The sequence below is a fragment of the Nonlabens sp. Hel1_33_55 genome (genome assembly GCF_900101765.1).
GTDB lineage: Bacteria > Bacteroidota > Bacteroidia > Flavobacteriales > Flavobacteriaceae > Nonlabens.
The window spans coordinates 295194-309183 of sequence record NZ_LT627735.1; the positions used below are offsets into that span (position 1 = coordinate 295194).

The following is a 13990-nucleotide window of genomic DNA, read 5'->3' on the forward strand; positions in this document are numbered from 1 at the left end:
ACAGTGACAAGGAAAAATAAAACTTTAGAAGAGATCAGCACTAGAAATAAAATACGATTATACTGGTGGAGCGAGCGCCATATCCAGAAAAAGGACCACGAGAACTATGGTGATTTACTGGGAAAATATCTCGTCCAGAAAATCACAGGCAAACAAGTAAACTGGGTACGTGCCAGCCGTTTTTATCTCAAGAACTTATGGAAACCAGTTTATGTGACCATTGGCAGCGTTTTGGAACACGTAGGGAGCCACTGTATCGTATGGGGCAGTGGTATTGCCAATAGAGACGCGCAAATTCCAAAAGCTACCTTCATGGCAGTTAGGGGTCCGCTTTCGCGAAAGCGATTACTTGATCTGGGCCATCATTGTCCAGAGGTTTATGGCGATCCGGCGCTTCTATTGCCAGATTATTATAATCCACCGGTTAACAAGGAATTTGAGTTGGGAATTATACCGCACATCAGCGATCATAAACTTGTTGAAATACTGTTCAAAAAAAATGATTCGATTTCAATCATTGATTTTAGGACAAACGATATTGAGTTCACGACTAGTGAAATTTTAAAATGCAAGAGAATACTATCATCATCGCTGCACGGGATCATTGTTGCCCATGCATATCAGATCCCAGCGATTCAAGTAAAGTTTTCCGATAACATTTATGGCGATGGTGTCAAATATCATGATTATATGCTGTCTGTAGGAATTGAACCCTACACAGCAGAACTAATTAAAAGCGACAGACCTATCGAGGAATGGTTGAAAAAGTTTGAATTACAGCAGCATAAACAACCTAACCCACAAATTATAAGTACATTGAAAAAAGGGCTTATGAAAAATTGCCCGTTTTAATCCAGTAATTTATGAGTGACGTCATTTTAAAAATTGAGGATTTATCCAAACAATACCGTTTAGGTAACGTAGGTACTGGCACATTAAGCCACGACCTGAATCGAGCGTGGGCAAAAATGAGAGGAAAAGAGGATCCCTACCTTAAAGTTGGAGCCGTTAATGATCGTAATGCTTCTGCAACTTCGGACTACGTATGGGCTTTAAAAGACATAACTTTATCAGTTAATGAAGGTGAGATTATAGGCATTATAGGTAAAAACGGCGCAGGAAAATCAACCTTATTAAAAATTCTCTCAAGGGTCACAAGTCCGACAAATGGCCATGTCAAAGTAGGAGGACGTATGGCCAGTCTTCTAGAAGTTGGTACCGGAATGCATCCAGAACTGACCGGAAGGGAAAATATTTACTTGAATGGGGCAATACTAGGGATGAACAAAGCCGAGATCTCTACAAAAATCGATGATATTATTGAATTTTCTGGTTGCCAAATGTATATCGACACTCCAGTAAAAAGGTATTCTAGCGGTATGGGTGTTAGATTAGGATTTGCCGTTGCGGCATTTTTAGAGCCCGATATTTTAGTGGTCGATGAAGTATTGGCCGTGGGCGATGCTGAGTTTCAAAAGAAGGCAATTGGAAAGATGCAAGATATTTCTAATACTAGCGGTAGAACAGTTCTTATTGTTAGTCATAATATGGTATCGATTCAAAATCTTTGTTCAAGAGTAATCATTATGGAAAATGGACTGAAAGTTTATGATGGTGCGACAGACAGAGGAATTGAACTGTATCTCAAAACAAATGAACAAATTGAAAAGAACAATTTGCTCGATCTTGAAGATAGATCAGGTTCAGGCATCGTAAAGGTTAGAAAGTTTTGGCTAGAAAATGAATTTGCAGAAATTGTATCAACATTACTATCAGGCAAAAGAATTGCACTATGTTTTGAGTTATCTATTCAAGAAAGTAAGATTATAGATGGTGGAAAAATAGATCTGGGATTTTCTGTTCACGATGAGCGCATGAGTTCGTTGGCTATTCTTTACTCTTCTTATCAAAATATACAAATCACGCCGTCGGATCAATCAACAATTACGGTGAAGTGTTTAATCGACGATTTTCCATTTAGCGCGGGTAATTATTTAATAAAAAGTCGAATTCTTTATGACAAAGCAGAATCTGATTGGCTTAAAAATCCTATCGGTAAATTTGCCGTTCAAAAAGGTAATTTTTATGGTACTGGTAAATCTGGAGCGAATAGTATGAATACACCATTTTTAATAAAAGGAGAATGGGAAATCAATTAGTTAAACAGCTTCTATCGTTAATTACGCCATTGAGACTACAAAACATGTTCTTTAATGAGATGAATAAAAAAATATTGGACAAAGAAAAGTTCAAGAATCTATCCTATGCCCAAGAAGGCGAGGATTTAATTTTATGTAGATATCTAGATGAGAAGAGTGATGGCTTTTATGTTGACATAGGAGCTTATCATCCAAAACGATTTTCTAATACTTATTTGTTTTATTTAAGAGGTTGGACAGGAATAAATATCGATGCAAGACCTGGCTTTAAAGATCTATTTTTGAAAGAACGTCCTAATGATATTAATATCGAGTGTGGCGTCTCAGAAATGGAGAATGAGATGACTTATTATATGTTTGAGGAGCCGGCTTTGAATACATTTTCAAAAATGGAAGCAGATCTGAAAAGTAGGGTTAATAACTTCAATATTATTGATAAGCAGATAGTACAAACTAAACCTTTGAAGATAATATTCGACAAATATCTTCCTAAAGGCCAGATGATTGACTTTATAACCATCGATGTTGAAGGGTTGGATCTACAAGTTGTTTTATCCAATGATTGGGCTAAATACCGATCAAAATTTATTTTGATCGAAGATTTGAAAAGATCTGACATTGCTGAATTAATCGAGACATCACAGTTATACAAAAAGCTTACTGATCTGGACTATGTGCTAATTGCCAAAACTTTTAACACCTTGTTTTTTAAAGATAATTTACGATCGTGAGATTATTTCCTATAATTCTATTTGTTTACAATAGACCTGATCACACAAGAAGAACATTAGAGTCTCTATCTAAAAATGAAGGTGCAAAAAATTCTACTTTATATATATTTTCTGATTCGTACAAGGAGAATGCTCTACTTGAGGGGAGAGAAAAAATAATTCATGTACGAAGGATTATTAGAGAAAAGCAATGGTGCGGCAGGGTTATTATTTCAGAAAGCAACATCAATAAAGGATTGGCAAATTCTGTAATTGAAGGAGTTTCAGATATTTTAAGACTTCACAAAGCAGCGATAATTTTAGAAGATGATATAGTCACAAACTCCGGATTTTTAAAATTCATGAATACAGCCTTAAGAGTCTACGAAAAAGACAAAAAGGTTTATGGTGTTTCTGGGTATAAGTTTGATCATTATGGTGAAATTCAGGATGAAACTTTTTTTTTGCCTGTAATGAGTTCTTGGGGATACGGTACGTGGTCAGATAGGTGGGATAAAATCAATTTTAATAGCAATCATTTACTTGAAAAAATTGAATCATTAGATTTGGGTTCAAAAATGAGATTTGGATCGATTGACTATTATATGATGCTTAAGGCACATGTCGCCGGTAATATCAATTCTTGGGCGGTTAGATTTCAAACCTCTATGTTTTTAGATAAAGGTGTTTTTTTATACCCCAATACCTCGTTGATTCATAATATAGGATTCGATGGTAGTGGAGAACATTGTGAACATGATGATTCAAAAATGAATTATGATCAAGTAATTAGCAAAGCAATCAATATTATCCCAACACGTAAAAAAGTATTTGTAAAAACTAAAACGCTTAAGAAATTTAATGAAAAGCAAGCTAAAAAGAATTTTAATTTACATTTCCTAAAATTTAAATTATACCAAAAAGCTCATCATTTCTTACCTCCAGAAATCCTACAATATATCAAGCGTAAAAGGAAGAAAATTGATAAAGAACCTTATCAATGGTTGAGAAACATACCTAGATACAAGAATACTCAAATAATTTTATTTAATAAGCAAGTTACTATACCAGATTCCGCATCTTTCTTATTTATGTATGATGAAATCTTTAAAAAAGAGATCTACAAGTTTAAATCAGATGTAGACACACCATATATCATTGATGGCGGTGCCAACGTAGGTCTAGCAACAATTTATTTTAAAAATCTACATCCCAAATCACGCGTGGTAGCTTTTGAACCTGATTCAAAAATCTTTGAAATTCTCAAAAGTAATATTGATGCTTTCAATTATGATGATGTTCATTTATATAATATCGGTTTGCTCGATTATGATGGCGATATTTCTTTTTCTCAAGAAGGAGCAGATGCTGGAACTGTTGTTTTAAATGAAAATCAAGTTGGTTCAATTTCAACTATCAAAGTCGGTACATTAGGACCATTTCTTAAAAAAACAGTTGACTTTCTAAAGTTGGATATTGAAGGTGCTGAGACTAAGGTTTTAGTAGATATAAAAGACTCTTTGGAGAATGTGAAAAGAATATTTATAGAATATCACTCCTTTGTTGATAAAGATCAAACGCTGTATAGTATTTTAGAAATTCTTTATTCTAATGGTTTTAGAGTATTTATAAACTCTCCAGGTCTCCACAATCATCAACCGTTTATTAAGGTAGAAACCTATAATAACATGGATATGCAGCTAAATATTTATGGAATAAAACACTTATGAATGTTCTGATTATAAATACGTATTCCCATGGCGGTGCCGCTAACGCCTGTATACGATTGCATGAAGGATTGTTGGATTCAGGTGTGAATAGCAAATTGCTTTTTAAGGTCAAGTTAAAGAACGTTCGAGAGTCGTATTCTTTTCAGGAGACACAAATACCATATCCTGTTTTCAAGAGAAAGTATTATAAGTGGAGGTACATAATTTTGGACTTGTTGCCTCAGCGATTTCGAAAGTATTTCTTATCTCAAGAATACTATTTGAAGCAACGTCCCTCAAATTTGGAACATTTTTCTTTTCCAACTTCAAATTTCGACCTTACTAGAAATATACTTTACGAAGAAGCTGATATAATTAATCTTCATTGGGTTGCAGAATTTTTAAACTTTCAAACCTTCTTCACTAAAAATAAAAAGCCTTTAGTATGGACTCTTCACGATATGAACCCATTTACTGGAGGAGAGCATTATGAAGAGGAATTTTCTGGAATTGATGAAAGTGACACACTTAAACCTAGAATTATCAACCTAGATGATAAATCATTTTACGAATCGATTGTTAACGATAAAATAAAGGCCTTGAAGGAAACAACCCGATTGACTGTGGTAGCGCCCTCAAATTGGCTTTGTAATGAGGCTAAAAAAAGTCGGGTATTGGGTAGGTTTGAAACATATAGAATTCCATATGGTTTAGATCAAAAGGTTTTCAGACAATACGATAAGCAAGTTGCAAGAGATGTATTGAACATTAAAACTGAAAAGTCTGTTATTCTCTTTGTTTCAGATAAGATTGACAGTGAACGTAAGGGTATCAAGATTCTGCTGCGATCTCTACGTTTAATTAATCAAGAAAATCATCTTTTATGTATTGCCGGCGATGTTAAGGACTTGGATTTAGATGATTTTCAATGCGAGACTCATTTGTTAGGTCATATTAAAGACGATCGAATAATGAGTTTATGTTACAATGCTGCAGATGTTTTCATTATTCCATCACTTATGGATAATTTACCTAATACCGTTTTAGAATCGTTGATGTGCGGTACTCCAGTTATAGGTTTTGCTATAGGCGGCATTCCCGACATGATTATAGATGAGGAGAATGGAATACTTGTCAAACACATTTCTCCGCAAAATCTAGCTAAGGCTATTTCTGAATTTTTCTTAAATGCCAATACATTTGACCGCGAATCAATTAGTCAAAAAGCTATCGAAAAATACAGTCTTGAGATTCAGGCAGCTTCCTACGTAAAGCTTTATAATAGAGTCGAAAACGAAATATGAAATTATCTATCATAACTGTCAATCTTAATAATTATACAGGTCTGCAACGTACGCTGAAAAGTGTTGCAGGGCAGTTTTACAAAGATTTTGAACATATAATTATCGATGGAGGATCAACGGACGGTAGTAAAGAATATCTCGAAGCAAATACGGATTTGTTTACGAATTACATAAGTGAATTAGATGTTGGTATCTATGATGCAATGAATAAAGGTGCTGCTCTGGCAAAAGCAGATTACCTTTATTTTTTAAATAGTGGTGATGACCTCGAAGGAAAAACAGCACTGAAAAATATTGTGGCGTACCTCAACGGTGAAGACTTGATATATTTCGATATTAATGTTATCGATGGCGTCTTGACAAATATCAAGAAAGCACCCGCAAAATTAAGTTTTAGATACATTTACGATGACTTACCTGCTCATCAAGCAACCTTTGTGAAAAGGTCCCTTTTTGAAAGACTTAACGGTTACGATGCTAGCTTGAAGATTGTCGCAGACTGGAAATTTTTTGCGCTCGCTGTACTGAAATATGATGCCTCTCATAAGTATGTTCCAACAACATTCTCCAATTTTTATACTGGTGGAATCAGTTCTATCGAAAAGAATAGAAAAGCCTTGGAAAATGAACGAAAGCTAATTTTGGAAAAGGAATTCCCAATTCTGCTTGAAGATATCAGGCATCAATTCAAGTTGCAGCGTATACTGCGTAACCTCAGAAAATCAAAAAAAATACAATGGCTGCAGCGATTGGGTTTATTAGATAAATTTTAATGTTTGAAGTCTCTGTCATCATACCTGTTTTTAATGCTGATCAATTTATTGAAAAGGCTGTAAGATCTGCTTCAGAATTACCGCAGGTTCGTGAAATAATTATCGTTAACGATGGTAGCACTGATGGAACCTCTGATATACTAAAACGGCTGTCCGTTGAAATTGATCAAGTTTGTATTTTTCATCATGCGGATAATAGCAATAAAGGAAGGTCTGCCAGTAGGAATCTTGGGATTCAAAACGCCAAATCAGAATTTATCGCGTTTCTGGATGCAGATGACTATTACCTAGAGAATCGTTTTTTAAGGGATTCTGAAATTTTGAAAGGTAATATAGATTGTGATGGTGTTTATAATGCCATCGGTGTTGAATTTTATCGAGAAGAACGGCCTGGTGAGAGAGATAAACTTGAACTAATAAGCTTAAATAAAACTGTTGAGCCAGACGCCTTATTCGAATCCTTAATATCAGGTAATGACGGTTATTTTTCATTGGATGCGTTAACGGTTAGAAAATCTTTAATTCAAGCTGTAGGTGGTTTTAATGAGAAACTTGAAGTTTCAGAGGACACTGAATTAATTTGGAAATTATCCTTGAAAGGTGATCTTCTACCTGGTATATTGAGAGATCCTGTAGCTGTCAGGGGAGTTCATGATAATAATATATTCAATCAAGAGTCATCATATAAAAATTCTGAACTCCAGTTTTACATATCCTTATTTAAGTGGCATGCTAGAAACTTCAAATCGAAAAGTATCAGCGAGTGTTTATTGGAACGGGTTTGGATCATCAAACGTCAAGAGCAAGATAATATATTAGCAGAATTACTATTTAGCTTCCAATTGCTTTTTTCAAATTTCAGGTTTCAAACTTTTAATTCGCAAATAAAATACAATGCGATAACCATTTTGATGAAAAGAATCAAAAATCGTATTAAGCGAAAGAAGCATTATGCATAGAGATAAAAAAATCACCGTGATTATTCCTGCTTTTAATGTAGAAAAATTTCTTTCTAAATCAGTTGAATCCGCCTTGATTCAAAAAGAAGTTGGTGAAATTATCATTGTTGAAGACGGCAGTACGGACAATACATTAAAAATAGCAGAGTCATTTAGTTTTCGTAATAATAGAATAAAAGTTCTCACTCATCCTAATAATGTGAACAGAGGTAGAGGTGCTACTAGAAATTTGGGTATTCAAAATGCAAATTATGACCTAATAGCTTTTTTAGATGCTGATGATTATTTCTTGAAAGGACGTTTCACAAATGATTTGAATATATTAACGGATAAGTCAGTAGATGGAGTTTATAATGCTGTCGGATTTAACTTCTATCGGGAAATAAAACCAGGAGAAGAAATACATTTCAAACCAAACACATTATCAAAGAAACTTGCGCCAGAGAATTTATTTGAAGGTATTGTATCCAGTAAATATGGATATTTGCATTTGAATGGTTTGACAGTAAGAAGAGAATCTTTAATCAGGCTAGGTTTATTTAATGAGTCTTTGAAAGTAACTCAAGATTCGGACTTGATATTTAAGTTATCCTTGAAATATAGATTATGCCCAAGTATAATTGATATTCCCTCCTCAATGCGAGGAATACACGATGATAACGTGTTTAATAAATCTGAGGTTTATATTGAATACAATCCTAAGCTTTTCGAATCGTTAGTTGTTTGGTCTTTAGAAAATGAGATACCAATGGATCGAATAGATCTATTATTACAGTGGCTCTGGCACCATAAATTTAAACAGCGGCTAAATTTATTACAGGAGAGTATCTATTGGTTGAAATTAATAATAAATAACCCTATTTTACTCACTTCAAGTTTATCGATTAAGTACTTTCCAATAGTGAGAAAGCGCAAGCAGATTTTTAGTTTTTTATATCAATGAATTCACTAGTATCCATCATCACTGTGAACTATAATAATCTGAAAGGATTGCAATTGGCGATGGAAAGTGTTCTTGAGCAGAACTTTCAAGAATTTGAATATATTATTATCGATGGTGGATCCACAGATGGCAGTATAGAATACATAGAGAGCAAGAAAGATATTATTGACTATTTCTCAAGTGAACCGGACGCCGGTGTTTATGATGCCATGAATAAAGGCATAGCGGCGGCAACTGGGGATTATATCTTATTTCTTAATTCTGGTGATCATTTCGCTTCTTCCACCAGTCTGGCAAACGCAATACCGCATCTGGGAAATAAGGACATCGTTTATTTTGATTTAGGGGTTGTAGAAAATAAAACCACTTCAATAAAATATTACCCAGACGAGCTCTCTTTCTCTTATTTTGTAATGGATTCCCTGCCACATCCAGCAACATTTATAAGGCGTTCCGCGTTCGCGAAAGCGGGATTATACGACATCAATCTAACCATTTGTGCAGATTGGAAATTTTTTATGGATGCCATCTGTAAGTTTGGATGCTCCCATAAACATGTTGATGAAGTTCTTTCCACGTTTTACATAGGTGGTTTAAGCTCAGACCCCAAAAATTATGGTGTCAAGACAAAGGAGCGAGAGATGGTGCTACAGAATGGATATGCGCCGTTCATTAAAGATATAAAGGACGTTGTTTTGCTTAAAAAACAATTGAAGACATTGAGGTCTTCAAGAATCATCACAACACTTGTCAAATGGGGACTGCTCCACAAAATTGATGGATAAACTGGTTTCCATAATTGTACCATGCTACAAACAGGCTCATTTTCTTGCTCAGGCGCTGGAATCAGTCCTACAGCAAACCTACACTCAGTGGGAATGTATAATTGTTAACGATGGTAGTCCAGACCATACTGCTACCATAGCAAGAGAATGGGTGGCGCAGGATTCACGATTTAGGTATCTGGAAAAGGAAAATGGAGGTTTGTCATCTGCACGTAACGCTGGAATATCGATCAGCAATGGGCAGCTGGTCTTACCACTGGACGCTGATGACATACTGCATTCTGATTATCTTTCAAAACTTGTCCCTGGATTGACGCAGGATGAGCAGTTGTGCATCATTTCATGTTACACAAGTTTTTTTACTAGGTCAAAGCAGAATACCTACTTCAACCTACAACCCGCAGGATCCACAATCATCAACATACTGTACCAAAACCAATTGATTGCAACCTCACTTTTCTACCGGTCTTCATGGGAAGATGTAGGTGGTTACGACGAGCAGATGAAAACAGGTTTTGAAGACTGGGAATTCTGGTTACGCATTCTAAAGGCAGAAAACAAATCCTATAAAATCGTTCCCGAGGTTTTGTTCTATTATAGAAAATCAAAGCAGTCGATGCTGGTAGATACGCTGACTAACCATTTTGAATCCACTAAAAAATACATCATTCAAAAACATCCAGAACTGTACAAATCAGATTTTCATAATTTCACATCAGTACAATTTCACTATTTAGAAACGGCTAAGGCCCGTGAAAATAAGATCAAAAATTCCATGGAATACAAACTGGGCCGTATCATCCTGAAGCCTTTGAGATACATTTATTCCATGATGAGGAAAAAAAAATAGATTATCCAGAGTATGCTAAGTGTCGTCATAAGAACTAAAAATCAAGCTCCCGCACTCAGGTTTCTGCTGAAGAATCTAACAGAGCGCTATGCAGGCGACGTGGATGAGATTGTAGTAATCGACAACCTTTCCACAGACAACAGCCAGCAGATTGCCCTGAATCACGGTGCAAGATTTGAAACCATAGAAAAGTTCAGCTATGGTGGCAGTGCAAATTTTGCCGCCTCAAAGGCCACACATCCTATAATCGTTATCTTCAGCGCGCATTCCTACCCCATAAGTCATGACTTTTTTAAGCTCATCAAAAAAAGCTTTGATGCAAATCCCAACCTTGCTGGGATACGCTGCCTGCACAATTCCAGCGACTACCGCAACTATATCAATGGTGTTACCGTACAACAGGATCCAAATCGATCTGGACTGATTTTTTCTGGTTCCGCTTTCGCGAAAGCGATATGGCAAAAGCATCCCTTCAAGGAAGATGTAGCTACGTTTGAAGATAAGGAGTGGACTACACGAGTGGTAGCTGCCGGTTACGATATTGAGCTGGTTCCTGCTATTTTCAGCTATGAAATCAAAAGATCCAAAAATCAGGAGCTATTCCGTTTCAAAAATGATCTGGTAGGGAATTATCAATTGTGGCATCAGGATGTGAGTATTCTATCGGGACTTAAGGGATTTCTGGCGAGTATTAAACGCTATACCATTGATTGGATTGTAAGTATCTGGTTTTCCTTAAGGTGATTCATCGAAATAGTCCTATTCAACATGAATAAGCCTGAAAAGTTTTAAGAATGTTGTCAGAGCAATTAATAAGCGTCATTATTCCCTGTTATAATCAAGCGAGCTTTCTGAATGAAACCCTGGAATCTGTTTATGAGCAATCATATGCGGACTGGGAATGCATCATTGTCAATGATGGTAGCACCGATAATACGCAACAAATTGCTGAGCGATGGGTCAAAAAAGACGTAAGATTCAAGTACTATTTTCAGGATAACAGCGGCTTGAGTGCAGCTAGAAATAAAGGTTTAAAAGAGTCACGTGGTGATTTTATACAGCTACTGGACTCAGATGATCTAATTAACAAGGAAAAATTTGAGGTGCAATTGAATGAAATTAAAGAAAGTGATGTATCGATCTGCAATTATTTTCCCTTTATGCATGAAAATCCCTTACAAAAAGCTCCCTATCGATATTTACCTCCTTTCTTAGCTCCTGACAAATTGCTGAGAGATTTAATCATAGACTGGGAATATAGAAAATCCTTTCCACCACACTGTGTTTTGTTCAGAGCCTCTCTGGTTAAAGATAATGCTCTGTCGTTCGTCGAGGATCTTCCCAATCATGAGGACTGGGTTTTTTGGGTAATGTTGTTTCATAGCGCAAATTCTATTAAACAAACATCATCAATTTTGGCAAAATATAGGATTCACTCGAATTCAATGAGTACGAATTTTCATGAGATGCGTGCGGGATTTTTGCAGGCCACTGATTTTTTGGAAAACTATTTTTTGAAGATGAATGAAGTCATAATGGTTCGACTGATCCGTATAAAGCGCAAAGAGATCAAAGCCCGTCAGAACAGGAAAACGTCTCCATTATGGAATTTGGCGAAGCGTTATTACCGTAAAATTAAATCAAGATTCGTAGGCTGATATTTTTAATACGCAGTTTTTTATTTGTTTATGAATTTTAGGGTCTTCTTTTTTGCTCTCCGCAATTTCAGAATCAGTTGGGCCCACAAAGACGGTTTGTATTCTTTGACATATTGCTTGTTAGACAAACCCCCAAAATCAGTATCGTAAGTAAATAGCGCCTTATGTCGTACTGCTATTGTTTCATTTCTAGTGTAAGAAATAAGGGGTATGTTTCCTATCATCGATGCTGTGATTGCAAATGTTGAATATTTAGATGACATGTAAATAGATTGACATAGACTCAAAGCAAAGAAATCAACATACTCACCAGGAACTTCCTTACTGCAAATGGGATCAATTATTTTAATGGATTTATTCAGTTTTTTCCGTAAGACCCTTTTGTAGGACGACTGGTCTGAACAGATAAAAATATGCTTGGGTTTAAGCGTATTGATTAAGTTAATTGTTTTTGCGATGTAAAGATTGAACTCTTCATAATCTTTCATGAAGTGATCGTGGTTTTTTCCTATACGGTCCGTTCCTCGCAAATGGATACCTACTGGTTTGATATCATTTTCAAAAAAAATATCAAATGCTGGTTCGATTTTTTTGGCAGCTGCCAAAACCTCTCTCTGAGTTAAATTTTGAAAGTGTTGATTTTGTTTTTCTGGATCTACATTCAATTCTAATTCCTTCGAGGCTGGTGCATTTTTAAGAATTGAAACACGATCTGCGCTTAGAAAAATATCATAACTTCTATAGGCGTATTTATTTTCCCATATATAGTTGATTTTCATGTTCTTTTTCAACGAATATGCTTCCAATAAAATTATTTGCTCCAGTCTGTTGCCTATGCCATCAGGCCTTCCGTAAAAATTATAATCGACCATTAAACTCTTTATTCTATATTAGCTTGAAATTCCAAATACCCAATACTGATAAAGTCTCACGTATTGACAATAGATAAAACTTCAACGGAAATAGGGATTGGTACAAATCTAAGTGGTAATGGAGAAATATACTGTTGTTTAAAAGCAAGCCTTAGAAAATAGTGCATAAACAGATAATCTACGTATGCCTGAAAACAAAATCAAATCTATAGCCATTCATTTACCGCAGTTCCATCCCATTCCTGAAAATGATGGTTGGTGGGGAAAAGGGTTCACGGAATGGACCAATGTTGTGAAAGCAAGGCCATTGTTTGAAGAACATTATCAACCTCATCTACCCGCAGATTTAGGTTTTTATGATTTACGATTGGAAGAATCCCGACTTGCACAGGAAAAGCTGGCAAAGGATTATGGCATTTATGGATTTTGTTATTACCACTATTGGTTTACGGGTAAGAAAATACTTGAAACACCATTAAATCGCAAGCGGCAAAATAAAAAAGAGGACCTACCTTTCATGATGTGTTGGGCAAATGAAAACTGGACCAGAGTCTGGAATGGCGGTGATAAAGATGTTTTATTGGAACAAAAGTATTCCAGCGAGGATGATTTGAACCATATCCACCATCTTTTTGAATATTTTAAAGACGATAGATATATCAAAGTAGATGGTAAACCTGTATTTATTGTTTATCGACCTGACCTTTTTCCAGACATGACAGCCACGCTATCTTTGTGGAGAAATGAAGCTCAAAAAGCCGGATTTCCAGATCTATATCTAGGGAACGCTCTCTCATTTGAAGATGAGCAAGGCATATTTGATTTCAGCATCGATTTTCAACCTAAGTTTTCAGAACGACCACAACCACTTAGTTATTCTAGAATGAAAAACTATATAAGAGCGGCAAAGAATAAATTAGGATTAAACGACTCTAACAGTCTTGATTTGGTTTATGACTACGATGATTTTGTGGATTTACAAATCAGCAAAAGTTTTAAGGAAAAAAAGTATCCAGGAATTACTCCAGGTTGGGACAATACTGCCAGACGCAAGGAAGGATATTTTGTCCTTCATGACTCCACTCCAGAGAAGTATGAGAAATGGCTTGATCACATCGTGACAAACTATCCATGGAATGATATGCCAGAATCGTTTTTATTTATAAATGCTTGGAATGAGTGGGCAGAAGGCAATCATTTAGAACCATGTGCAAAATGGGGTCTTGATTATTTGGAGACAACTAACAAGGTCCTGAAAAATAACTAAA

The 13990-nt window shown here is 35.7% G+C and carries 14 protein-coding genes; 13 read left to right on the top strand and 1 reads right to left on the bottom strand.

Translation table 11 applies throughout. The features are described 5' to 3' along the window. Positions 1–3 precede the first annotated feature (3 nt). The 12 genes from BLO34_RS01315 to BLO34_RS01370 all read left to right on the top strand — a co-directional run bounded on the left by BLO34_RS01315 (position 4) and on the right by BLO34_RS01370 (position 11850). A complete protein-coding gene (locus BLO34_RS01315) occupies positions 4–852 on the top strand; it encodes a polysaccharide pyruvyl transferase family protein (RefSeq protein ID WP_231959532.1) in 849 nt (282 codons plus the stop codon). 11 nt (positions 853–863) lie between these two features. Continuing rightward, positions 864–2159: a polysaccharide ABC transporter ATP-binding protein gene (locus BLO34_RS01320; RefSeq protein WP_090751904.1), complete on the top strand. Its 1296-nt coding sequence runs from the start codon at positions 864–866 to the stop codon at positions 2157–2159. Next, positions 2144–2890 carry an FkbM family methyltransferase gene (locus BLO34_RS01325; RefSeq protein WP_197672891.1) on the top strand — a complete coding sequence of 249 codons (747 nt, stop codon included), beginning with the start codon at positions 2144–2146 and terminating at the stop codon, positions 2888–2890. Before BLO34_RS01320 ends, BLO34_RS01325 begins: the two co-directional genes overlap by 16 nt. Then, positions 2887–4599 (top strand): FkbM family methyltransferase, encoded by a 1713-nt coding sequence (locus BLO34_RS01330; protein ID WP_090751905.1) that lies wholly within the window; start codon positions 2887–2889, stop codon positions 4597–4599. Before BLO34_RS01325 ends, BLO34_RS01330 begins: the two co-directional genes overlap by 4 nt. Positions 4600–4880: 281 nt before the next feature. Beyond that, entirely contained in the window at positions 4881–5882 is a 1002-nt protein-coding gene (locus BLO34_RS01335; RefSeq protein WP_157686600.1) for a glycosyltransferase, read from the top strand. Continuing rightward, entirely contained in the window at positions 5879–6655 is a 777-nt protein-coding gene (locus BLO34_RS01340) for a glycosyltransferase family 2 protein (RefSeq protein ID WP_090751908.1), read from the top strand. Before BLO34_RS01335 ends, BLO34_RS01340 begins: the two co-directional genes overlap by 4 nt. Continuing rightward, complete coding sequence (locus BLO34_RS01345; RefSeq protein WP_090751910.1) at positions 6655–7614, top strand: glycosyltransferase family 2 protein; 960 nt, start codon at positions 6655–6657, stop codon at positions 7612–7614. Before BLO34_RS01340 ends, BLO34_RS01345 begins: the two co-directional genes overlap by 1 nt. Continuing rightward, positions 7607–8557 (top strand): glycosyltransferase family 2 protein, encoded by a 951-nt coding sequence (locus BLO34_RS01350; protein WP_090751912.1) that lies wholly within the window; start codon positions 7607–7609, stop codon positions 8555–8557. Before BLO34_RS01345 ends, BLO34_RS01350 begins: the two co-directional genes overlap by 8 nt. Continuing rightward, a complete protein-coding gene (locus BLO34_RS01355) occupies positions 8554–9342 on the top strand; it encodes a glycosyltransferase family 2 protein (RefSeq protein WP_090751913.1) in 789 nt (262 codons plus the stop codon). Before BLO34_RS01350 ends, BLO34_RS01355 begins: the two co-directional genes overlap by 4 nt. After that, positions 9335–10192, top strand: coding sequence for a glycosyltransferase family 2 protein (locus BLO34_RS01360; RefSeq protein ID WP_090751915.1), 858 nt, complete (start codon positions 9335–9337; stop codon positions 10190–10192). The genes BLO34_RS01355 and BLO34_RS01360 overlap by 8 nt, the downstream gene beginning before the upstream one ends. A 12-nt stretch (positions 10193–10204) precedes the next feature. Further along, on the top strand, positions 10205–10936 hold the full coding sequence (locus tag BLO34_RS01365; RefSeq protein WP_090751917.1) for a glycosyltransferase: 732 nt from the start codon (positions 10205–10207) through the stop codon (positions 10934–10936). Positions 10937–10986: 50 nt separating this feature from the next. Continuing rightward, positions 10987–11850, top strand: a complete 864-nt coding sequence (locus tag BLO34_RS01370) for a glycosyltransferase family 2 protein (RefSeq protein ID WP_090751919.1) — start codon at positions 10987–10989, stop codon at positions 11848–11850. Between the two features lie 20 nt (positions 11851–11870). Here the strand turns inward: BLO34_RS01370 and BLO34_RS01375 are convergent, their stop codons facing one another. After that, entirely contained in the window at positions 11871–12722 is an 852-nt protein-coding gene (locus BLO34_RS01375; RefSeq protein ID WP_090751921.1) for a hypothetical protein, read from the bottom strand. 184 nt (positions 12723–12906) lie between these two features. On the opposite strand from BLO34_RS01375, the gene BLO34_RS01380 reads away from it, so the two are divergent. Further along, positions 12907–13989: a glycoside hydrolase family 99-like domain-containing protein gene (locus BLO34_RS01380; RefSeq protein ID WP_090751922.1), complete on the top strand. Its 1083-nt coding sequence runs from the start codon at positions 12907–12909 to the stop codon at positions 13987–13989. Position 13990: the final 1 nt, after the last annotated feature.